At 64.1% G+C, this 20,777-nt stretch carries 19 protein-coding genes; 13 read left to right on the top strand and 6 right to left on the bottom strand.

The window, feature by feature from the left end; all coding sequences use genetic code 11:
* The first annotated feature begins 45 nt into the window (after positions 1 to 45).
* The 3 genes from AC54AG_RS06595 (at position 46) to AC54AG_RS06585 (ending at position 2,902) form a co-directional block, all read left to right on the top strand.
* On the top strand, positions 46 to 924 hold the full coding sequence (locus AC54AG_RS06595) for a proteasome-type protease (RefSeq protein WP_128141527.1): 879 nt from the start codon (positions 46 to 48) through the stop codon (positions 922 to 924).
* Positions 925 to 1,032: 108 nt separating this feature from the next.
* Positions 1,033 to 2,373, top strand: coding sequence for an alpha/beta hydrolase (locus AC54AG_RS06590; protein WP_331776645.1), 1,341 nt, complete (start codon positions 1,033 to 1,035; stop codon positions 2,371 to 2,373).
* A gap of 103 nt (positions 2,374 to 2,476) precedes the next feature.
* A complete protein-coding gene (locus tag AC54AG_RS06585; RefSeq protein ID WP_034748338.1) occupies positions 2,477 to 2,902 on the top strand; it encodes a Fur family transcriptional regulator in 426 nt (141 codons plus the stop codon).
* A gap of 6 nt (positions 2,903 to 2,908) precedes the next feature.
* On the opposite strand, the gene AC54AG_RS06580 is transcribed toward AC54AG_RS06585, so the two are convergent.
* Genes AC54AG_RS06580 through zigA form a run of 4 tightly spaced genes read right to left on the bottom strand, consistent with a single transcriptional unit; the run spans position 2,909 to position 6,501 of the window.
* Positions 2,909 to 3,427, bottom strand: a complete 519-nt coding sequence (locus AC54AG_RS06580; protein WP_496629806.1) for a GNAT family N-acetyltransferase — start codon at positions 3,425 to 3,427, stop codon at positions 2,909 to 2,911.
* A gap of 44 nt (positions 3,428 to 3,471) precedes the next feature.
* Positions 3,472 to 4,260, bottom strand: a complete 789-nt coding sequence (locus AC54AG_RS06575) for a HoxN/HupN/NixA family nickel/cobalt transporter (RefSeq protein WP_496629805.1) — start codon at positions 4,258 to 4,260, stop codon at positions 3,472 to 3,474.
* Complete coding sequence (locus AC54AG_RS06570) at positions 4,257 to 5,255, bottom strand: CobW family GTP-binding protein (protein WP_496629804.1); 999 nt, start codon at positions 5,253 to 5,255, stop codon at positions 4,257 to 4,259. Before AC54AG_RS06570 ends, AC54AG_RS06575 begins: the two co-directional genes overlap by 4 nt.
* Positions 5,256 to 5,274: 19 nt before the next feature.
* Positions 5,275 to 6,501, bottom strand: a complete 1,227-nt coding sequence (gene zigA / locus AC54AG_RS06565) for a zinc metallochaperone GTPase ZigA (RefSeq protein ID WP_496629803.1) — start codon at positions 6,499 to 6,501, stop codon at positions 5,275 to 5,277.
* A gap of 137 nt (positions 6,502 to 6,638) precedes the next feature.
* Between zigA and AC54AG_RS06560 the strand changes: the two genes are divergently transcribed.
* The 7 genes from AC54AG_RS06560 (at position 6,639) to AC54AG_RS06530 (ending at position 14,049) form a co-directional block, all read left to right on the top strand.
* Complete coding sequence (locus AC54AG_RS06560) at positions 6,639 to 7,295, top strand: ABC transporter ATP-binding protein (protein WP_496629802.1); 657 nt, start codon at positions 6,639 to 6,641, stop codon at positions 7,293 to 7,295.
* Entirely contained in the window at positions 7,292 to 8,470 is a 1,179-nt protein-coding gene (locus AC54AG_RS06555) for an ABC transporter permease (protein ID WP_496629801.1), read from the top strand. The genes AC54AG_RS06560 and AC54AG_RS06555 overlap by 4 nt, the downstream gene beginning before the upstream one ends.
* A 12-nt stretch (positions 8,471 to 8,482) precedes the next feature.
* Complete coding sequence (locus tag AC54AG_RS06550) at positions 8,483 to 8,950, top strand: DUF3299 domain-containing protein (RefSeq protein WP_496629800.1); 468 nt, start codon at positions 8,483 to 8,485, stop codon at positions 8,948 to 8,950.
* Complete coding sequence (locus AC54AG_RS06545; protein WP_496629799.1) at positions 8,947 to 9,396, top strand: TlpA family protein disulfide reductase; 450 nt, start codon at positions 8,947 to 8,949, stop codon at positions 9,394 to 9,396. Before AC54AG_RS06550 ends, AC54AG_RS06545 begins: the two co-directional genes overlap by 4 nt.
* A gap of 89 nt (positions 9,397 to 9,485) precedes the next feature.
* Entirely contained in the window at positions 9,486 to 11,582 is a 2,097-nt protein-coding gene (locus AC54AG_RS06540) for a bifunctional 2',3'-cyclic-nucleotide 2'-phosphodiesterase/3'-nucleotidase (protein WP_496629798.1), read from the top strand.
* Between the two features lie 55 nt (positions 11,583 to 11,637).
* The gene (locus AC54AG_RS06535) at positions 11,638 to 12,330 is read left to right on the top strand and encodes a tetratricopeptide repeat protein (RefSeq protein ID WP_496629797.1); all 693 of its coding nucleotides are present in this window, start codon (positions 11,638 to 11,640) and stop codon (positions 12,328 to 12,330) included.
* Positions 12,331 to 12,612: 282 nt separating this feature from the next.
* On the top strand, positions 12,613 to 14,049 hold the full coding sequence (locus tag AC54AG_RS06530; protein WP_034748363.1) for a catalase: 1,437 nt from the start codon (positions 12,613 to 12,615) through the stop codon (positions 14,047 to 14,049).
* A gap of 89 nt (positions 14,050 to 14,138) precedes the next feature.
* On the opposite strand, the gene AC54AG_RS06525 is transcribed toward AC54AG_RS06530, so the two are convergent.
* Positions 14,139 to 14,471 carry a hypothetical protein gene (locus AC54AG_RS06525; RefSeq protein WP_338678662.1) on the bottom strand — a complete coding sequence of 111 codons (333 nt, stop codon included), beginning with the start codon at positions 14,469 to 14,471 and terminating at the stop codon, positions 14,139 to 14,141.
* Between the two features lie 167 nt (positions 14,472 to 14,638).
* Complete coding sequence (locus tag AC54AG_RS06520; RefSeq protein ID WP_496629796.1) at positions 14,639 to 15,820, bottom strand: chymotrypsin family serine protease; 1,182 nt, start codon at positions 15,818 to 15,820, stop codon at positions 14,639 to 14,641.
* A gap of 256 nt (positions 15,821 to 16,076) precedes the next feature.
* On the opposite strand from AC54AG_RS06520, the gene AC54AG_RS06515 reads away from it, so the two are divergent.
* The 3 genes from AC54AG_RS06515 to AC54AG_RS06505 are packed head-to-tail and all read left to right on the top strand — an operon-like array spanning position 16,077 to position 20,739.
* Positions 16,077 to 18,032 carry a serine protein kinase gene (locus AC54AG_RS06515; protein ID WP_496629795.1) on the top strand — a complete coding sequence of 652 codons (1,956 nt, stop codon included), beginning with the start codon at positions 16,077 to 16,079 and terminating at the stop codon, positions 18,030 to 18,032.
* 2 nt (positions 18,033 to 18,034) lie between these two features.
* Positions 18,035 to 19,252 (top strand): DUF444 family protein, encoded by a 1,218-nt coding sequence (locus AC54AG_RS06510; protein WP_496629794.1) that lies wholly within the window; start codon positions 18,035 to 18,037, stop codon positions 19,250 to 19,252.
* Entirely contained in the window at positions 19,249 to 20,739 is a 1,491-nt protein-coding gene (locus AC54AG_RS06505) for a SpoVR family protein (RefSeq protein WP_496629793.1), read from the top strand. Before AC54AG_RS06510 ends, AC54AG_RS06505 begins: the two co-directional genes overlap by 4 nt.
* Positions 20,740 to 20,777: the final 38 nt, after the last annotated feature.

Here is a 20,777-nt window from a genome sequence, read left to right as displayed (position 1 = left end):
CCCGGCTGGTGTAAAATGCTTCCCCTTTTGATTTGATTTACGACGATGACTTATTGCATAGGCATGCGCCTGAACGAAGGCCTGGTCTTCCTGTCCGACTCCCGCACCAACGCCGGCGTGGACCAGGTAGGCACCTTCCGCAAGATGAGCGTGTTTGAAAACCCGGGCGACCGCATGCTGGTCCTGATGACGGCCGGCAATTTGTCGATCTCGCAGGCGATCCGCCAGATCGTTTCCGAACACGTCGATGCGGACGGGCGCAGCATCTGGAATGTGGCCAGCATGTATGACGCGGCCCGCATCGTGGGCGAAGCCGTGCGCACCGTGCACCTGCGCGAAGCGAAGGCCCTGGCCGACTGCGGCATCGATTTCAATGTCAGCATCATATTAGGCGGGCAGATAGGCGCCGAGCGCTGCCGGCTGTTCCAGGTGTATTCAGCCGGCAATTTCATCGAATCGCACGATGAAAACACGTATTTCCAGATCGGCGAAGCTAAATATGGCAAGCCCATCATCGACCGGGTGATCAACCCGTTCACGCGCCTGGACGAGGCGGCAAAGTGCGCGCTGATCTCCATGGATTCGACCTTGCGTTCGAACATTTCCGTCGGCTTGCCGCTCGACCTGCTCGTCTACGAGACGGGCAGCCTTGCCGTCACGCGCTTCGTCACCATCGATGAAAAGAACCAGTATTTCCGCATGATCCGCGACACGTGGGGCGAACAATTGAAACAGGTGTTCGAAGGCATCGTCGATCCCGTGTGGAACGCGGCGCCGGAGACGACGACGAACGTGCTGTCGTCCGCCAACATGCACAGCAAGCCCGTGCGCGTGGCCATCCCCGAGCACGTGAGCCGCGGCGGCCTGACCGTGGCGCCGCTGCAATCGTTGGCGCAGCAGTTCAGCGACGACAAGCAGCATTGATCTGCCGCGCACCGCCTGCGCGCGGTGCTGGACAAGTCGCTTTTCGCGTGCTTTTATGGCAATATGGGTTGATATTTAATCCAGATTGACCTGAAAGGCAGGTAGCGCATGGACTTGATCACTTCCGCCGTCGTGGCGGCCATCGGGCATGGCGCGCCCGGCCATGCGCCCGAAGCCGTCGCCAGCCACTATGAGCGGCTCAAGCAGGCCATCGCCAAGTTCGACAGCGCCGCCGCCATCCTGGCCGCCATCGCCGCACTGGAAGCCGAGCCTGACAATACCCAGCTGCAACTGGCCCTGTCGGCCGCCCTGTCCAGCGCCAACGTGCCGGACGATATGGAAACCCTGTTTGCCGCGCAAGGCTTGCTCGATGCGGTGCAGCGGCGTTTGCCCCAGGCACCCGACGTGGAAGCGGCGCCCGCCCCGGCCGATAAAAGCGCCGTCGTGTCGAATTATGCGGTGGTGAAAGTGTATTTCGCCACGGACCGCCAGCGCGACGTGGGCAAGCCACCGGCCCAACGGTTCAGCGGCGAACGCAACATCCTGGGAGGCAATGGCCCGCTCAGCTATGGCAGCTGCGACATCAGCATCCCCCGCGACCATCGCATGGGCCAGCTGGAATCGCCGTCGCTGTGGCGCCTGGAATTTCGCGACGACCCGGCCAAGCACGTGGTGGTGCTGTCCGCCGAGGTGCAGGACCGCGACAACTTCTTTGCCGCCCTCAAAACCCAGATCCGCGCCTCGGCCGATAAAAGCGCCTTTCTCTTCGTGCACGGCTATAACGTGAGTTTCGAGGATGCGGCGCGGCGCACGGGACAGATGGCCTACGACCTCGGTTTCGATGGCGCGCCCGTGTTCTACAGCTGGCCGTCGCGCGGCGGAGTGGCCGGCTACACCATCGATGAAAACAATATCGAATGGAGCACGCCCCACATGACGGCCTTCCTGGCCGACTTTCTCGCCAGCACGGAAGCGGCGCAAGTCTATCTGGTGGGACACAGCATGGGCAGCCGAGGCCTGGCGCGGGCCGTGGCCGACTTGCTGGCCGCACAGCCGCAGCTGGCGCAAAAGATCACGGAAATCATCCTGTCCGCACCCGATATCGACGCGGCCATCTTCAAGCACGATATCGCGCCGAAACTGGCCGGCGCGCGCAACCCCGTCACCTTGTATGCCTCGTCGCAAGACCTGGCCCTGGCCGCCTCGAAGGCCGTGCACGGCTACGCGCGCGCGGGCGACAGCGGCGCGGGCATGCTGATCGTGGCGGGCGTGGAAACCATCGACGCCAGCGGGGTCGACACGAGTTTCATGAAACACACGTATTTCGCGGAAAAGCGCTCCGCCCTGTCCGACATGTTTTATCTGATACGCAACCATGCGCGCGCCGACCAGCGCTTTCTCGACCCCGTCGACACGGCGGCCGGCCGCTATTGGACGTTCAAACCGTGACGCCGTTCCATCCGGTGCGGCACGCATGCTAAGATACGGCCCAGAGGGTGGCAACGGGCACGGCGATGACGCCGCCAGCCGATCCCCCGCAAGCAGGCCTATCATGTTGACATCATCTTCTACACCGCAAGCCGAATCGCTGATCCGCAACACCAACGCCCGCGTCACCAAGACGCGCGTGAAGGTGCTCGACTTTTTAATGGCGCAAAGCCGTTCGCTGACCCACCATGAAATCCAGCAGGCGCTGTCGCAGGACAGCGATATCGATTCCGTCACCCTGTACCGGGTGCTGGAATGGCTGACGGAAAATGAACTCGTGCACCGCATCGCGGGCACCGACCAGGTATGGCGCTTCAGCGCGGGCGCCGGCCACCAGGCGCACGAGCACGCGCACTTCCAATGCACCAAATGCGCGAACGTCACCTGCTTCAATGAAGTCAAGCTGCCGCCGCCCGTGCTTTTGCCGGAAGGCTTCAGCGGCGGCGAAGTCGATTACCTGATCAAGGGCCTGTGCCCGCGCTGCAAATAGCGGGCGTCACTTAAGCAGCAAGGCCAGGTGATGCTCGTCATGGAACAGCTCACCGACACGCATCGAGCGCGGCTCCGTGCCATACGCGATAAATCCCAGCGATTCATACAGCCGCAAGGCGGCATTGTTTTCCGCATTCACGCTCAAATGCACTTGCATGATGGCAGGGTCCGTCTCGGCCTGTTCGATGCAGGCGTTGACAAGCCGCCGCGCCACGCCCTTGCCCCGCTGCGTCACGTCGACAAACACGCCCCACAGCAAGGCCTTGTGCGACAACTGGCGCATCCTTTCGCGCTGCAATCCGGCAAAACCGACGAGACGTTCGCCATCGAAGGCACCAAAACCGCGCTGAAAGGCGCCGCCGGCAATGCGCTGCGCATGCTCTTCCGGCGTACGGGCCAGCTCATCCTCGCGCGACGAGGAAAACGAGCTGGGCGAATCGAGGATGGCGCGCAGGCGCAGCGCGCAAAAGGCGGGGGTGTCTGCTGACGTCAGCAGGCGGATGACGATCTCGGGTGCGGGCATGGTGGAATCCGGCAGTTTTTTCCCATTATACCCACGCCTCCAGCTCAGGCTCGCACGCGGCGCAAACCCAGCAAAGTCCAGCCGTACAGGGCCGCCATCAGCAGCACCATGGCCGCGCCCAGGGCCGCCGTCCAGCTTTCCGGCAAACTCCACGCCGGGTCGAGCTTGCCGGCCGCCATGTATCCAGCCATCGCCACGCAGATGGCGACGATGGGCCAGCCCAGGCGGCGGCGGAAGGCGCGCACGATGTCCATCTTGCCGGTGCGCATGACCTTTGCCGTGACCCAGCCATCGAAGGTATCGGTCACGCCCATGCCCACGGCGAACACCGTGCCTGTGAGCAAGGCCGGCTGCATACCGCCCAGCGCGACGGCCGCGTAACCCCATGCGGCCGCCTGCAGGGCAGTGTCGAAGACGAGGGCGAACAGCATGCCGACGAGGATGGCGGCGAGCGGTCCCGAAGCGCCCCGCAGCGCCCGCGGCAGCAGCCGGCCGCGCACCTCGGCCAGTTGCGCGCCGGCCAGCAAGCTGCGCGCATTCATGCCGGCGATGAGCAATAGCAAGGCGATGGGCAGCCATTCCAGCCAGCCGAATACTGCCTCCGACGGTGTAAATTGCTGCGACGCGACGGCGGCCACAGCCACGATGGCCAGCACGGTGACGCCATGGCCCAGCGCAAACAGCGCGCCCATCCATGGTGCCCAGCGCGGCGCTGCGGCCTGGCTGCGCAAGGTCAATCCATCGACGGCGGCCAGGTGATCGGGTTCCAGCCCATGCCGCATGCCGAGCAGGAAAATCAGCGCCAGGGCGGGCAAGCCCGCTTCCACGCTCATGCCGCCACCTCGCTTACGCTGGCCGTCACGCAACGGTCCAGGCCGCGTATCAGCATATCCTGCGGCAAGTCGCGGCCGATAAAGATGATCTTGCTGGCGCGCGTCTCGCCGTCGCGCCACGGCGCGCCCAGCTCCGAGCCCATCAGCATGTGCACGCCCTGGAATACGGCGCGGCAATCCAGGTCGGCCACGTACAAAATGCCCTTGTAGCGCATCAGCTGGGTACCGAACAGCTGCACCACGGCATCGAGAAAATTTTCCACCTGCAGCAGATCGAGAGGCTGGGACTGGTGGTAAACGAACGATTGCACGCCATCGCCATGGCGGTGTCCCAGTTCTCCCAGGAAATCCGGCTCCAGCTCGACGATGGCGTTCAAGTTGAAGCCGCGAATATTCAGGATGTCGCGCAGCGGCACATTGCCAAAGCGCACTTTCTGTATGCTGGCGCGGCCATTGATGGCGACCAGGCGCTGGCGCAACGCGGCCAGCTCGTCCTTGCTGACCAGGTCCGTCTTCGACAACAGGATGCGGTCGGCAAAGCCCACCTGCTCCTGCGCTTCCTTGTGCGCCGTCAATTGCTGCTGCGCGTGGCGCGCATCGACCACCGTCAGGATGGCGTCGAGCATGTAGTACTCGCTGACGGAGGGCTCCGCAAAGAAAGTTTGCGCCACGGGTCCGGGCGCGGCCAGGCCCGTCGTTTCGATGATCACGTGGTCGAAGGCAATAATTCCTGCCGCGCGCCTGGCCTGCAGTTCACCGAGGATGCGGATCAGGTCGCCGCGCACGCTGCAGCAGATGCAGCCATTGTTCATTTCCACGATCTGCTCGTCGCTATCTTGCACCAGCAAGCCATGGTCGATGCTTTCGGCGGCGAATTCGTTTTCGATCACGGCGATGCGCACGCCGTGATCGCCCTGCAATATGCGCTTGAGCAAGGTGGTTTTCCCGCTGCCGAGAAAACCCGTGATGATGGTAACGGGGATCAATTCTGTCATAGTGCTTTCCTGTCGGTGGTTAATCTTCGAGTTCTTCCATGCGCTGCCATTGGGGAAACGGGTCGGCCAGCTTGCGCCAGGCGGCCATGCCCTGGCGCGTTTCCGTGTAGTTGAGTTGACATTTCTTCAAGTCCGCCTCGATGGCGGCCTGGTCCATGTCCTGGCCGATGAAGACGAGTTCCTGGTAGCGGTCGCCATATGTCTCGTTCCAGCCCGCTTTAACTTCCGCCAGCGAGGCCGCATCCGTTGGCCAGCGCTCCTTGGGCACGGACGCCCACCACAGGCCCACGGGTTCGATATTCATCAGCTTGCCTGCGCCGGACAGACTGGCTACCCATTCGGGGCGGCTGGCCAGCCAGAAATATCCCTTGCTGCGCACCACGCCCTTGATCGGCTGGGCAATGTAGTCGTGCAGGCGCTGCGCGTGGAACGGCTCCTTCGCCCGGTACACGAAGCTGCTGATGCCATAGGTGTCCGTTTCCGGCGTGTGGATGCCGGCCAGCTCCTGCGCCCAGCCCGGCATGCTGGCCGCCTGCTCCAGGTTGAACAGATTCGTGCCCAGGATGGCATCGAGCGGCACGACGGACTGGTTGGTTTCGATGATGCGCGCGCCGGGATTCAACGCCTTGATGACGGCCAGCACGCGCAGGCGCTCGGCCGCATCGACCATGCCGACCTTGTTGAGGACGATGACATTGGCAAACTCGATCTGTTCCGTCAGCAAGTTGGCCAGCTGGCGGTCGTCGCCCTCGCCCGCCGTCTCGCCCCGCTGCTCAAGGCTGTCTTCGCTATGGAAATCGTTGAGCAGGTTGGCGCAGTCGACGACGGTGACCATGCAGTCGATGCGCGCCACGTCGTTCAGGCTGTCGCCATGCTCATCCTCGAAGTCGAAGGTGGCGGCCACGGGCATCGGCTCGCTCACGCCCGTCGATTCGATCAGCAAATAATCGAAGCGGTCTTCCGCAGCCAGGCGCCGCACTTCCAGCAACAGATCATCGCGCAAGGTGCAGCAGATGCAGCCGTTCGACATTTCCACGAGTTTTTCTTCCGTGCGCGACAGGGCCGCGCCGGCCGCCGCGGCGCCATCCCTGACAAGCGAGGCATCGATATTGACTTCGCTCATGTCATTGACGATGACGGCCACGCGCTTGCCTTCGCGGTTGCGCAGTATGTGGTTGAGCAAGGTGGTCTTGCCGGCGCCGAGAAAGCCGGACAGGACGGTGACGGGGAGTTTGCGCTGGGTCATGGGTATCTTTCGGATGAGCAATTAAGTGAGGCAATGGACCTTGGATTTTAAATGCAAGTAGATTGCGTTTGAATTATAATGCAGCTCAGTTGCATTTGTGCGGCAATCTTTGCCGGCCTGACTCCCGAAAGAATTCCATGCTCCACCTCGCCTCTTTGACCTATGGCTATGACCATGCCAGCCCCGTGCTTGATATCGACGCCTTCCACTTGCCCGCCGGGCAGCACGCGCTGCTGCTGGGGCCGTCCGGCTCCGGCAAATCGACCTTGTTGCATTTGCTGGCGGGTATCCTGGCGCCCCAGGCGGGCCGCCTCGACGTGGCGGGCAAGTCCCTGCCCGGCCTCACGCCGCGCCAGCGCGACAGCTGGCGCGGCCGCGCCATCGGCTTGCTGCCCCAGCAACTGGCGCTGGTGCCCAGCTTGAACGTGCTCGACAATGTCTTGCTGCCCGCCTACGCCAGCGGGCAGCGGCCCGATCCGGCCCGCGCGGCCAGCCTGCTGGGCCAGTTGGACCTGGCCAACAAGCTCGATACCTACCCATATGCTTTGAGCGGCGGCGAACGCCAGCGGGCCGCCATCGCGCGCGCCATCGTCATGCGCCCACGGCTGATCCTGGCCGACGAGCCGACGGCCAACCTCGACGACGCCGCCTGCACCGCCGTCGTGCACCTGCTGGCCAGCCAGGCTGAGCAAGTTGGCGCCTCGCTGGTGATTGCCAGCCACGACGCCAGGGTGCTGGCCGCCATGCCCGACGCGCTCGTGCTGCGCCTGCCGCGCGCCAGGAAGGCGGCATGAACGCGGCCACCCTGGCCTGGCGTGCCCTGCGCCACAAGCCGCTGGCGTCCAGTCTGAATCTGCTGCTGGTGGCCATCGGCATCGCCATGATGACGTTCATTCTTGGCGTATCCAGCCAGCTGGAAGAACACGCCGAACGCGACGCGCAAGGCATCGACCTCGTGGTGGGCGCGAAAGGCTCGCCCTTGCAACTGATCCTGTCGTCCGTGTATCACGCCGATATTCCCACCGGTAACATCCCCGACAGCGCGCTGGCTGCGCTGGCCGCGCAGCCGCTGGTGCAATCGGCGATCCCGCTCGCGCTGGGCGACAATTTCCACGGTGTGCGTATCGTCGGCAGCACCACGGCGCTGCTCGACCATTACGGCGCGCAGCTGGCGCAAGGAAAGTTGTTCGCGCAACCGATGCAAGCCGTGTTCGGCGCCCAGGCGGCCCGTGACACGGGCGCCACCCTCGGTGCCCGCTTTGCCGGCTCGCACGGGCTGGCGGCCGGCGGCGAAGTGCACGATCACGCGCCCTACACGGTGACGGGCATTTTGGCGCCCACGGGCACGGTGCTCGACCGATTGATCGTCACGCCCGTCGCTTCGGTGTGGCGGGTGCATGAAACGGACCCGGACGAATCAGCGGCAACTGCGCCCCAGCGCGAATTGACGGCCGTGCTGGTGCAATACGCATCGCCCCTGGCCGCCATCAGCCTGCCGCGCTGGGTCAATGGCCAGCCGCGCCTGCAGGCGGCCCAGCCCGCTTTCGAGGCGGCACGGCTGTTCAATCTCTTGGGCGTGGGCATCGCCGTGCTGCGGGCGATAGCCGCCGGCGTGCTGCTGGTGGCGGCCCTGTCGCTATTCGTGGCCCTGTACGGCGCGCTGGAAGAGCGCAAGATGGACCTGGCCATCCTGCGCACCCTGGGCGCCTCGCCCGCCAAACTGCTGCGTTTGCTGCTGGCGCAAGGCTTGCTGCTGTCACTGACGGGCGCGGCGCTGGGCTGGCTGCTGGGCCATGCCGGTGTTGGCCTGCTGGAATCGATGGAGCAACTGAATCTGCAAGCGTGGCACATCGCGCCCGGCGAAGCGTGGCTGCCCGTTATTGCCGTGGCGGTGGGACTGCTGGCCGCCGCCATTCCCGCCGCGCGCGCCTACCGCACCGATATCGCCGCCACCCTGGCGCGTCCCTGAAAGGAAACGAACATGCTGAAAATCATGCTATTGAGCGTTGGACTGCTGCTGGCCGGCTCTGCCTGCGCCGCCCCCGCCTACGAACCACCGTCGTTCTTCGCTCCGTTGACGGACTTGCCCGGCGTCGTGTCGTGGAAACTGCTGGGCAAGGCCACCACGGTCAAGGCGAAAAAGGGCCGCATGGTGCCGAAATACACGCCGGAAATCAGCGCGCTCGACAATACGGACGTGAAAGTGCAAGGCTTCATGATGCCCTTGGAACCGGGGCAAAAGCAGAAACACTTCCTGCTGACCGTCACCTCGGCCAGTTGCCCCTTCTGCCTGCCGGCCGGTCCGGAAGGCGTGGTGGAGATCAAGAGCAGGACGCCCGTGAAATTCAGCTATGCACCGTTCATCGTGCAGGGCAAGCTGAAAGTACTGGCCAGCGATCCCATGGGCCTGTATTACCGCATGACGGACGCGGCCGTGGTGCCGCAATGACGCGCTGGCCGGCGCTATTGCTGTTGCTGGCCGGCCATGCGGCTGCCGCGCCGCTATCCTTCGACTTGGCCCGGCTCGATGGCGATGGCCGGCTAAAACTCAGCCAGTTCCAGAACCAGCCAGTGGTGCTGAACTTCTGGGCCAGCAACTGCCTGCCCTGCATCCGGGAGTTGCCGATATTGCATGCCCACGCCGCCCGCCAGCCCGGCTTGCCCTTCATCGGCATCGCCATCGACACGCGGGCGGCCGCGCAAGCGTTCCTGCGGCAGCACCGGGCCAGCTATCCCCAGGCCTTGGCCTCACCCGCCTTGCTGCCCACCTTTGGCAATCAAATCAAGGGCTTGCCGTACACAGTGATCCTGACTTCTCAACATCGGATCTGCACGCGGCGCCTGGGGGCCGTCGATGCGGCCTGGCTGGCCAAGGCCTTGGCCGCCTGCGCGTAAGCCTGTATCCATGCGGCTTGCACGGCTGTCATCGCCGCGTCACATGGCGGCGTTACAGTCGCGTCCTTTGAATCTCTGCGAGGGCGGTAATGAAAACAAATAGGGTCATGCTGGCGGCGCTGGCAAGTGCGGGTCTCGTTGCTTGCAACGGCAGTTCAAACACGGCGCCGGCCATTCCCGAAGGCACGACGGTCACCGTGGCATTGCTGGAAACCACCGATATCCACTCGAACGTCTTGAGCTATAACTATTATGCGCTGGCCGAAGACACGAGCCTGGGCCTGGAACGCACGTCGACCCTGATCCAGGCGGCGCGCGCGGAAAATCCGAACAATGTGCTGCTCGACGATGGCGACGTCATCCAGGGCACCTTGCTGGCCGACCTGCAGGCCGTTGCCGCGCCCGTTCCGTGCAGCGGCACCCTGGCCGTGCATAAAGCCATGAACGCGCTGAAATACGATGCGGGCGGCATGGGCAACCATGAGTTCAACTACGGCTTGCCCTACCTGAGCCAGATCACCAACACGGATTTCGGCATTCCCGGCGTGGCCAAGCCGTCGGGCACGTGCGGCGCGCCCGCCTTCCCTTCCGTGCTGAGCAATGTCGTCGGCGTGGCCAGCGGCAAGCCCATCTTCCAGCCCTACACTGTGCTGCCCCGCGATTTCGCCGCCACGGCGCCCGATGGCAGCAAGCTGACCGTCAAAATCAATGTGGGCGTCCTGAGCTTTGTACCGCCTCAAATCCTCGAATGGGATCAAAAAGTGCTCGCTGGCAAGGTCAGCGTGACGGGCGTGCAGGAAGCGGCGAAACAGTACGTGCCGGAATTGCGCAGCAAGGGCGCCGACCTCGTCGTGGCCCTGTCACATGGAGGCCTGGACACGAGCGCCTACAGCCCGAAGATGGAAAACGGCAGCTATCATTTGACCACCACGGGCATCGACGCGCTGATGATCGGCCATTCGCACCTGATCTTCCCGAAAGGTAAAGAGACGGGCGCGGCCGCGCTCGACGCCTCGTTTGCCGCCTTCCCCGCCAGTGCCAAGATCGACGCCGTCAACGGTTTTGTGAACGGCGTGCCGACCGTCATGGCGCAAAGCTGGGGCCGCCGCTTGGGCATCATCAAGCTGACGATGGTGTATCAAAGCGGCAAGTGGGTAGTGCAGCCCGCCAAGACGACGGTGGAATCGCGCGGCTTCAAGTACACGGATGGCACGACTCTCGTGAAAGCCGACCCGGCCATCGCGCCGCTCGTGGCCACCGAGCACGCGGCCACCATCGCCTACGCCAAGCAGCCGCTGGGCATCAGCACGGATTTCGAGATGTCGGCCTACTTCGCGCTGGTGGGCGACGTGAGCGCCATCCAGCTGGTGAACCAGGCGCAGCTCGACTATGTGAAGAACTTCATCGCCACCAGCACGGACGCCACCTTGGCCAGCTACAAGAATATCCCCGTCATTTCCTGCAGCGCGCCGTTCAAGGCGGGCCGCAACGGACCATCGGACTTCACGGACGTGGCCGCGGGCGCGACGCCGGCCGCACCGGTCGGCTTGCAAGTGCGTAATCCGGGCGACTTGTATTTGTATAGCAATAACAACCTGCAAGCCGTCAAGATCAAGGGCTCGGACTTGAAAGCATGGCTGGAAACGTCGGCCAAGCAATTTGCCCAGATCGACCCCGCCAGCAGCGCCGAGCAGGATCTGGTGCCGTCGTATGGCACGATCTATAACTATGACGTGTTTTACGCGGAAAACAATGCGCTGACGTACCAGATCGACGTGACGAAAAAGCCGGGCAGCCGCATCGTCAACCTCACGTACAAGGGTGCGCCCGTGGCCGACGGCGATGACTTCATCGTTGCCACCAACGACTACCGCGCCGGTGGCGGCGGCGCCGTGCCCGGCATCGACGGCAGCAAAACCATCATCAAGTCGCCCGATGCGAACCAGGCCGTGGTCAGCAACTACCTGGCGTCGCTGAGCACCAAGGGCGGCAAGGTGACCCTGGCGGCCAATGGCAGTGCGCGCAGCTGGAGCTTCGTCAAGACGGCCACGGCCGGTCCCGTGATCCTGCGCTCGGCGCCGGGCCATCTGGCGCTGGCGCAAGGCAGCGGCATCGCCAACGTGGCGGCCGAAGGCGGACTCGACGCCAGCGGTTTCGCCAAGTACCGCATCGACCTGAGCAAATAAGGTCCATGGCCGGAACCGCGGCGGTTCCGGCCTGTCTTGATGAAAGCTGATCCAGATGAAACATCCACTCTCCCTGCCCGCCGTCGTGCTGGCAACGTTCTTGACCGCCTGCCAGTCGTCGCCACCGCCCACGGCGGCCGAAATCGAAGCCGTCGCCATGCATGCGCGCCAGGCGGGCGACCACCAGGCCGAACGCAAGGTACGCAGCTGGGCCGGCAAGGACATGCCCGTCGCCGAACGCGAACTGGCGCTGATTTACCAGCCCCGTCCCGAACGCCGCGCCGAAGCCTTGAGCCTGTTCGAACAGGCGGCCCGCGCGGGCGACACGGAAGCGGCCTTCGAGCTGGGCCAGATGCTGCGCGCGGCCACGCCCGGCCAAGCCTGGCTGTGGTACCGGCAAGCGGCGCAACAAGGCCATGCGAAGGCGGCCCTGATGCTGGGCCTGCTGGCGGCGAATGGCGAAGGCGTGCCCAAAGATCAAAGCGAGGCGGCGCGCTGGCTGGCCAGATCCAGCGAACTGGGCAATCCACACGCCATGTTTTTGCTGTACAACGCCTACCGCGAAGGCCGCGGCGTGCCGCGCGACCCGGCCAAGGGCCATGCGCTGCTGGAAGAAGCGGCCCACCACGAATACCCGCCCGCCATCCAGGAACTGGCCATGACGGTGCAAGCCGACGACGCCCTGCGCGCCGGCCACCTGATGAAGGAAGCGACAGAGCACCGGCATAACAACTGGAACAAGTTTTAAAAACTGGGCAAAAGGCCAGTGGCGTGATCAAAGCCTGCCTTTATATACTTGCAACTTGCAAGCGTGCGGGAGCGGCAGCTACTCAGCGCTTATGATGCAAGGACGCCGCCTGAGCTTGCTCGGGCGGCGCGGCAAGCCATCCCGCATAAAAAAGTTTACACTGGTTTGCATTTTAGAAATTTTACTCTGGACCAGCCCCGGTGAGTGTTCATTCAACCCAGCCAGTGTTTGAGTAGCGCCGGTGCGTCCATTGCTCTGCCTAGCCATGAAAGAAAGAGTCCAATGAAAAAGCTGACCACCGCCTTTGGCGCGCCTGTTCCCGACAACCAGAACATCCAGACGGCCGGCCCGCGCGGCCCCGCCCTGCTGCAAGATGTGTGGTTCCTGGAAAAGCTGGCCCACTTCGACCGCGAAGTCATCCCCGAGCGCCGCATGCATGCCAAGGGTTCCGGCGCGTACGGCACGTTTACCGTCACGCACGACATCACGCGCTACACGCGGGCGAAAATCTTCGGCGAAGTGGGCAAGAAAACGCCGATGTTCGCGCGCTTTTCCACGGTGGCCGGCGAACGGGGCGCGGCGGACGCGGAACGCGATATCCGCGGCTTTGCCCTGAAGTTCTACACGGAAGAAGGCAACTGGGACCTGGTCGGCAACAACACGCCCGTCTTCTTCATGCGCGACCCATTGAAATTTCCCGATCTGAATCACGCCATCAAGCGCGACCCGCGCACCGGCTTGCGCAGTGCCAACAGCAACTGGGATTTCTGGACCTCGCTGCCTGAAGCTCTGCACCAGGTCACGGTGGTGATGAGCGACCGTGGCTTGCCGCGCAGCTTCCGCCACATGCATGGCTTCGGCAGCCACACTTTCAGCTTCCTGAATGCGCAAAACGAGCGTTTCTGGGTCAAGTTCACCTTGAAAACCCAGCAAGGGATTCAAAACCTGACGGACGCCGAAGCCGAAGAACTGGTCGGCAAGGACCGCGAAAGCTCGCACCGCGACCTGTACGAAAGCATCGAAAACAAGGATTTCCCCCGCTGGACCCTGTACGTGCAGATCATGCCGGAAAAAGAGGCAGGCACGTATCACCTCAACCCGTTCGACCTGTCGAAAGTGTGGCCGCATGGCGACTATCCGCTGATCGAAGTAGGCGTGCTGGAACTGAACCGCAATGCCGACAACCACTTTGCCGAAGTGGAACAGGCTGCCTTCAACCCGGCCAACGTGGTACCCGGCATCAGCTTTTCGCCGGACAAGATGCTGCAAGGCCGGCTGTTCTCGTATGGCGACGCGCAGCGCTACCGCCTTGGCGTCAATCACAGCCATATCCCTGTCAACGCGCCGAAATGCCCGTTCCACAGCTACCACCGCGACGGCCAGATGCGCGTCGACGGCAACATGGGCGGCACCCTGGGCTATGAACCGAACAGCGAGCAGGAATGGGCCGAGCAGCCCGATTTCCGCGAGCCGCCATTGAGCATCGAAGGCGCGGCCGACCATTGGAACCACCGCGTTGACGAGGATTACTATTCGCAGCCGCGCGCCCTGTTCCGCCTGATGACCGCGGCGCAGCAGCAAGCCTTGTTCGACAACACGGCGCGCGCCATCTCGGGCGCGTCGGAGCAAGTCAAGCAACGCCACATCGGCAACTGCACCCTGTGCGACCCCGCCTATGGCGCGGGCGTGGCCGAAGCGATCGGCCGCCTGAGCAAATAAGGCAGGCTGCAAGACTGCATGGAAGGCCTGGCAACAGGCCTTCCATCACAACGCTCCGCCGCGGCAAGGTGTTCAGGCCCGCTTGCTGCCTACCAGCGCTGAATATCGATCTGGCCCGTGATGCTCGTTTCCACCGGATAGCCCTCGACCTGCGACGGCACGCGCCGCTTGACGGACGAGTCGCGCAGATACACGACGAGCGCTTCCTTGCCCACGGCCGTCTGCCCCACGCTGACACCTTCCACGCCATCGATGGCCATCAGCGCCCGCTCGTTGCGCCGCTTTGCCGCTTCCAGCCGGCCCTGGGGCGCGGCAGGAGCATATTGCCCCATGCCCTGTCCAGGCGTCTCATCCGGCAAATACGGCATGGCGGCGTCCTCGAAGACGCCATAGGGCGATTGTGCGAATTTACTGTTTGACATGACCCACCCTCCTGATGCCTTCCATGATACACCCGGCCATCGGGCGCCGCAGCGCCGTTCGCCGGGCACATGGCTGCTGCCGCTTATACCATCATCATCGTGCAAAAAACAGCGTTATACAAGGACGAGGCGGCGCGACACCGGCGCCGCGCCGTCTCCTCGAGGGTTCAAGTATACAAATTGATGTCGAGAGCCACCACCACCCGCCGCATCTGGTTGGCAAAGGTGATGTTATTGCCGCCGGCAAACAGCAAGCCCACGGGATTGCGCTGCTGGTTCCAGGTCCAGATGGACGAGCCAGAATCGCCGCCCGCGCTGAACGCCCCGCTCACGCCCGTGATGGCGATCTGGTCCTGGAACAGCGCGATCCTGCCGCCGCCGTAATTGACGTTGATGGTGGCGCCCAGGCCCGTGATGCGGCCTTGCGTCAATTGCGTCGTGCGGCCGGACTTGCCGACCATCATGCCCAGCGCGGGCGCCACCAGCGCATTGCTGATGCGGAAGTACGCGGGCACGCCGCCGCTCAGGTAGACCAGTTCGGGACGTACCCTGTCTGGCCAGGCCCAGCCGGTGGCGCAATCGACGAAATTGACGCCGCCGCTGAAATTGATGGGCACGAAGCGCTCGAGCACGGCCACCTGGTCTTGCGGGCAGCGGCCGCCGTCGATGGGGCCAGGCTGCACGATGCAGTCGTTGAACACGCCGCCGTTGGAATTGGCGAGCACGTGATTGTTGCTAAGTATCATCAAGCGGCTGTTGCGCGGCGCGCTGCGCCCGACGGCCAGACAGCCGATGGTGCCGGCCGTGATGCGGAAATGCCCGACCGACACGCCGCCCGGCGCCGGACGCAAGCGGAAACGGTGCGGCTGCGCGTCGATCACGCCCGTAACGACGATATTGACGGGCACCCTGTCGCTGGACACGGCGCGCACGCCCATGGCTCCCACGATGGCGGCCTTGGCGCGGTCGACGGAAGTGGGTTCGGCCACGTACAGGGTCAGGGCCGGCAAGCCCGGCTCGCCGGACGAGCTGTCGCTGGCGCCCTCGCCCAGGCCGATGGACACGCCCTGGATATTGCCGCCGTCGCTGAAGGCATCGGCCGCGCGCACGCCGCCCGCCTGGGAGATGGACTGGCGCATGCCGTCTTCGATGCTGCGCTTGATTTCCAGCAATTCCATGCTGACGCCGCTCAAGGCATCGGGCATGTCCGAGACGGACGCGCTCTCGATCGTATTGTCGTCTTCGCCGGGGACGGAAAATTGGCCGACGGCCTCTTCATCGTCCGCGCTTTGTCCCCTGCCGCTGCCGCCAGGCGGGGCGCTGAAACCATTCTCGTTGCCAATCATCATGCTCTCCTCGTGGGTCGTTCCGAAACACCAGTGTGGGCCGGCTGCACAGGCCGGTATTGATCTGGGTTGAACCGCGCCGATACATGGCTGCCCTAGCCCAACGGGGGCAGCGAGGATAAAAATAGTTCCATCGTCAAGGTTGAGCGAGATCAGGCGTGCGGGCAGAGGCAGCGCCGTATACTTGGCTGGCAGGCTGGAATTGGGCCTGCTCCACGGCAGCAACGGTATGGATGGGGGAACAATGACGAGCCCTGGTATGACACGCCAATCCGACGACGCGCCTGCGGACCAACATGCCGGTTTTATGCACGGTATGGCGGCCTGGGCGGAGAAACACCGCATCAGTCCCTGGCGCGGCAGTTTTGCCGACTTCATCGAGCAGATCCTGCCCGGCCGCGCGGCTCTGCTGACGCGCAGCGCGCACCAGTACCTGTGGGACATGATGCGCTGGAACGGCCAGACGGACGATGCCGGACGTTTCCGCTGCCGCCTGTTCGACGACGAGCTGTTCGGCATCGACGAGGCGATCGACCGCGTCGCCGCCTACTTCAAGGCGGCCGCCGCCGGCTCCGAAGTGGGCCGGCGCATGCTGCTGTTGCTGGGTCCGCCGTCGGGCGGCAAGTCGACCATGGTGATCCTGCTCAAGCGGGGGCTGGAAGAATACAGCCACAGCAGCGAAGGCGCGCTGTACGGCATCGCCGGCTGTCCCGTGCACGAATCGCCGCTGCACCTGGTGCCGCACAGCATGCGCGCCGACTTTCGCGCCAGCTATGATGCCGAGCTGCACGGCGAACTGTGCCCCCATTGCCGCGCCCGCCTGGAAGAACAGTACGCGGGCGACTTCCTGCGCATGCCCGTCGAGCGCATCCACGTGTCCGAGGCGGGCCGCTGCGGCATCGGCACGTATGCGCCGCACGATCCCACCACGGCCGACCTGGCCGACCTCGTCGGCTCCGTCGACCTGTCGAAAGTGGCGCAGTACGGCGACGAAGGCGATCCGCGCGCCTGGTCGTGGTCGGGCGCCGTGTATGCGGCCAGCCGCGGCATGCTGGAAATGATCGAGATCCTCAAGGTCAAGCGGGAATTCCTCTACCTGCTGCTGACCCTGACGCAGGAAAAGAATGTCAAGGTGTCGCGCTTTCCCCTGATTTACCTCGACGAAACCATCCTCGCGCACACGAATCTGGCCGAATTTCGCAAATTCCTGCAAGAAAGCGAAAACGAGGCCTTGCTCGACCGCATGGTCATCGTGCAAGTGCCGTACACGCTCAATTACCGCGAAGAAGCGCGCATTTACCGCAAGCTGATCCAGGCGGCCGCGCCCGCCTTCCGCGACGTGCACCTCGATCCTCACGTGCTGCATGCGGCGGCCGTGTTTGCCATCCTCAGCCGCTTGCCTGAGGGCGACGACAAGGAAGCCGAGCTGGTCAAGAAACTGCGCGTGTATGCCGACGAAGACGTCGACGACTTGCAGCATGCCGACATCCGCCGCGTGCGCGAGCGCGACAAGGCGCCCGACGAGGGCCTGTCGGGCGTATCGCCCCGTTTCGTCATCAATGCCCTGTCGCACGCCATCATTTCCGCCCAGCGCAACAGCCTGTCCACCATGGACGTGCTGCTGGCCCTGAAAGATGGCATCGAAAGCGATGCGCGCATCGAACCGCGGCGCAAGCGCAAGTGGGTCGATTACCTGGTGCTCACGCGCAAGGATTTCTATAACCGCTGGGTCAAGGCCGACGTGCACAAGGCCCTGTTCGTGTCGTTCGAGCAGGAAGCGCAAGACTTGCTGAACAAATATCTCGATGAAGTCGAAGCCATGCTCGACAACCGCCAGATCCGCGACCCCATCACCAGCGAAGAACGCCGTCCCGACGAGCGCTTCCTGCGCGCCGTGGAAGAGAAAATCCACATCAGCGACTCGGGCAAGCAATCGTTCCGCCAAGAAGTGGTACGCAAGGCCATGAGCGCCTTCAAGCGGGGCGAAGCGTTTGGCCTGGGCAGCCATGCGCAATTGCACGACGCCGTCCAGCAATATCTGTTCGAACAGCGGCGCGACGTGCTGCGCCTGGTGGGCTCGGCCAAGCGGCCCGATGACGACGTGCGGGCCAGGATCTCCGCCGTCGAGCAGCGCCTGGTCGACGAATATGGCTATGACGCCCATAGCGCGCGCGAAGCGCTCAATTACGTGACCACCTTGCTGGCGCAGGAATAGCCATGGCCGCCACGACCTCGCCAGGCAGCGCCAAGCACGATAGTCCAGTGGGATCGTCCGCGCCGGCCCTGGCCCAACCCTGGTACGGGCTGTTCTCGCGCGGCGCGCGCGACTGGCTGCGCCACAACCAGAAAGTGCGCGACGCCGTGCAGGCGTACTTGCCCGAGCTGATTGCCACGCCTGACCTGATCGGCGGCCCGCAGCAGCGCACGGTGCAAGTCCCCATGCACCTGCTCGAACATGCGCGTTTCCGCCTGGCGCCCGCGCGCAACAGCGTGGGCGCGGGCCAGGGTGACGGCCAGCCCGGCGATATCCTGCGCGCAGCCCGTCCCGCCACCACGGGCGAGGCCGGAACGCAAGGCGAAGGCGGCAATGGCGAGGGAGCCGTGCGCCTGCTGCTCGAGTTTGCCATTGACGACATACTCGACTGGCTGTGGGACGCTTTCGAGCTGCCGCACCTGAAACCGCGCCACGCGGGCGCTATCGACGACGTACGGCTCGTGCGTAGCGGCCTGGACCGACATGGCGCCCGTTCGCGGCTGGACCGGCGGCGCACCGTCAAGGAAGCGATCAAACGGCGCGCCCTGCAAGCGCAACCCGTGCCTTTCACCAATGACGACTTGCGCTACCGCCAGGTGCAGCCACTGCCCCGGCCCAGCACGAATGCCGTCGTGTTTTTCGTGCTGGACGTGTCGGCCAGCATGGCGCAGACCGAGCGCAAGCTGGCCAAATCCTTCTTTTTCTTTGCCTTGCAGGGCTTGCGCCGCAGGTATGCGCGCGTGGAAACGCGTTTCATCGCCCATACGACGCGGGCCTGGGAATTTTCCGAAGCCGAGTTCTTCCAGGTCAATGGCATGGGCGGCACCATGGCTTCCACCGCCTTTCGCCTGAGCCGCGAGCTGCTGCAGGAACACTATGCGCCGGGCCGCTACAACGCCTATCTGTTCTATGCCTCCGATGGCGAGAATTTCAGCGAAGACCGGGGAGCGGCCAGCCTGGCCCTCGGTGAACTGGCCGCCTTGCTCAACTATATGGGCTATGTGGAAACCGTGCCCGGCGTGCCGCGCAGCCTGGAAACGGAAATGCACAGCTTGTTTGCCGAGCAGGAACGGCGCGGCTTGCCCTTGCACAGCAGCATCCTCAGCAGGAATGACGATATCTGGGCGGCCATCCGCACCTTTTTCCAGCACGAGGCGGCCGATACGGAGGACACGGCATGACGCCTGACACAGCCAACCTGGACGGCTACGCGGCGCGCATCGAAGCGCTGGCGCGGGAAATGGGGTTGGAGTTTGCGCCCGTCGAGTTCGAACTGGTGCCGGACAGCTTCATGGCAGAGATCGCCATCTATGGCTTGCCCGTGCGCATGCGCCACTGGTCATTCGGCGTGCGCTACATCCACCAGCTCGTGCATCAAAAGATGGGCAACTCGCATATGTTCGAAGTCATGTTTCCCGGCGACCCTTGCCATGCCTACATGGCCGAGCACAATTCCGTGGCCGAGAACACCCTCGTCACGGCCCACGTGCTGGGCCACGCCGACTTTGCCAGCCGCAATGCCCTGTTCCTGCGTTTCGGCGCCATGGCGGGCCAGCACATCCTGGAACAAAGCGCGGCGCGGGCGCAGCGTCTCGAAATGGCGCTGCAACGGCACGGACAGGAGCAGGTGGAAGCCGTGCTCGACGCGGCACTGGCGCTGGAACAGCATGTGGACATCCATGCCGAACTGCACCGCCCGCCCTATGCCGCGCCATCCGGGCCAGCCGGTGTGGCCGGCACGCAGGACTGGCTTGGCGCAAACGATCGTTTTGCGGATCCTTTTGCGCGGCGTTACCAGCGCTTGCCCGGTGAAGCGGCCGCGCTGGCGGCGCACGAGGCGGCGCGGGCACGGCTGGCACAGCGCCCGCTCGTGCCGCCGCAGCCCGAATACGATTTGCTGTGGTTCATTGCGCAATATGGGCCGGAATTGGCTGACTGGGAACGCGACATTTTCCTGGCCGTGCGCGAAGAGTCGTTTTACTTTTATCCCGTGTACGCCTGCCAAATCATGAACGAAGGCTGGGCCTCGTACTGGCATGCGCGGCTGCTGCGCGAAGCCGACTTCCTGCCGCCGGCCCTGTACCTGTCCGCCATCAAGTCGCACTCGGACGTGGTGCGCCCTTACGCGGGCGAGCACCAGCAGGCGCTGGCCGTCAACCCGTATCACCTGGGTTTTTGCATGTGGGAACACATCATCGAGCGCCAAGGACTGGCGCGGGCGCGCCAGATTTGCCGCGACGACGACGACTGCAGTTTCATTCGCAACTATCTGGATGGGGAACTGGCTGACCGCCTGGGCCTGTTCGTGCATGAAAGCCACCGCGATGGCGAAACACGAATGGCCAGCCGCGACTTGCTGGCCATCCGCGAAGCCATCCTGGCGCCCAAGTACAACTATGGCGCGCCATGCATCGCCGCCACCTTGCTCAACGACGACGGCAGCCTGGTACTGCGCCACGATCACCAGCGCGACGGGCGCGGCCTCGACCTGGAGCGGGCGGAACAGGTGCTGGCGTACATCGCCCGCGTCTGGCGCCGTCCCGTCACCCTGCATACAGCCGATTTCCGCGGCACGCCCCGGGTTCTGCGCAGCAAGACCGAAGGCGTACCGGAGCCGCCCGCGTCGCCTGCGTCAACAATGCCGGCAGCGGCGCCTGCGCAACGCTGAACGCTGAACGACAGGCAGTCGGGCGGATATCGGGTTGT

It is taken from the genome of Janthinobacterium sp. BCJ23, from assembly GCF_059617945.1.
The sequence above is the reverse complement of the archived record's forward strand: the minus strand, read 5'-3'. Positions and strand labels throughout refer to the sequence as shown.

Coding starts and splice junctions, on each gene's coding strand:
- AC54AG_RS06595 (WP_128141527.1), top strand. CDS start 46: ATGACTTATTGCATAGGCATGCGCCTGAACGAAGGCCTGGTCTTCCTG.
- AC54AG_RS06590 (WP_331776645.1), top strand. CDS start 1,033: ATGGACTTGATCACTTCCGCCGTCGTGGCGGCCATCGGGCATGGCGCG.
- AC54AG_RS06585 (WP_034748338.1), top strand. CDS start 2,477: ATGTTGACATCATCTTCTACACCGCAAGCCGAATCGCTGATCCGCAAC.
- AC54AG_RS06580 (WP_496629806.1), bottom strand. CDS start 3,427: ATGCCCGCACCCGAGATCGTCATCCGCCTGCTGACGTCAGCAGACACC.
- AC54AG_RS06575 (WP_496629805.1), bottom strand. CDS start 4,260: ATGAGCGTGGAAGCGGGCTTGCCCGCCCTGGCGCTGATTTTCCTGCTC.
- AC54AG_RS06570 (WP_496629804.1), bottom strand. CDS start 5,255: ATGACAGAATTGATCCCCGTTACCATCATCACGGGTTTTCTCGGCAGC.
- zigA (WP_496629803.1), bottom strand. CDS start 6,501: ATGACCCAGCGCAAACTCCCCGTCACCGTCCTGTCCGGCTTTCTCGGC.
- AC54AG_RS06560 (WP_496629802.1), top strand. CDS start 6,639: ATGCTCCACCTCGCCTCTTTGACCTATGGCTATGACCATGCCAGCCCC.
- AC54AG_RS06555 (WP_496629801.1), top strand. CDS start 7,292: ATGAACGCGGCCACCCTGGCCTGGCGTGCCCTGCGCCACAAGCCGCTG.
- AC54AG_RS06550 (WP_496629800.1), top strand. CDS start 8,483: ATGCTGAAAATCATGCTATTGAGCGTTGGACTGCTGCTGGCCGGCTCT.
- AC54AG_RS06545 (WP_496629799.1), top strand. CDS start 8,947: ATGACGCGCTGGCCGGCGCTATTGCTGTTGCTGGCCGGCCATGCGGCT.
- AC54AG_RS06540 (WP_496629798.1), top strand. CDS start 9,486: ATGAAAACAAATAGGGTCATGCTGGCGGCGCTGGCAAGTGCGGGTCTC.
- AC54AG_RS06535 (WP_496629797.1), top strand. CDS start 11,638: ATGAAACATCCACTCTCCCTGCCCGCCGTCGTGCTGGCAACGTTCTTG.
- AC54AG_RS06530 (WP_034748363.1), top strand. CDS start 12,613: ATGAAAAAGCTGACCACCGCCTTTGGCGCGCCTGTTCCCGACAACCAG.
- AC54AG_RS06525 (WP_338678662.1), bottom strand. CDS start 14,471: ATGTCAAACAGTAAATTCGCACAATCGCCCTATGGCGTCTTCGAGGAC.
- AC54AG_RS06520 (WP_496629796.1), bottom strand. CDS start 15,820: ATGATGATTGGCAACGAGAATGGTTTCAGCGCCCCGCCTGGCGGCAGC.
- AC54AG_RS06515 (WP_496629795.1), top strand. CDS start 16,077: ATGACACGCCAATCCGACGACGCGCCTGCGGACCAACATGCCGGTTTT.
- AC54AG_RS06510 (WP_496629794.1), top strand. CDS start 18,035: ATGGCCGCCACGACCTCGCCAGGCAGCGCCAAGCACGATAGTCCAGTG.
- AC54AG_RS06505 (WP_496629793.1), top strand. CDS start 19,249: ATGACGCCTGACACAGCCAACCTGGACGGCTACGCGGCGCGCATCGAA.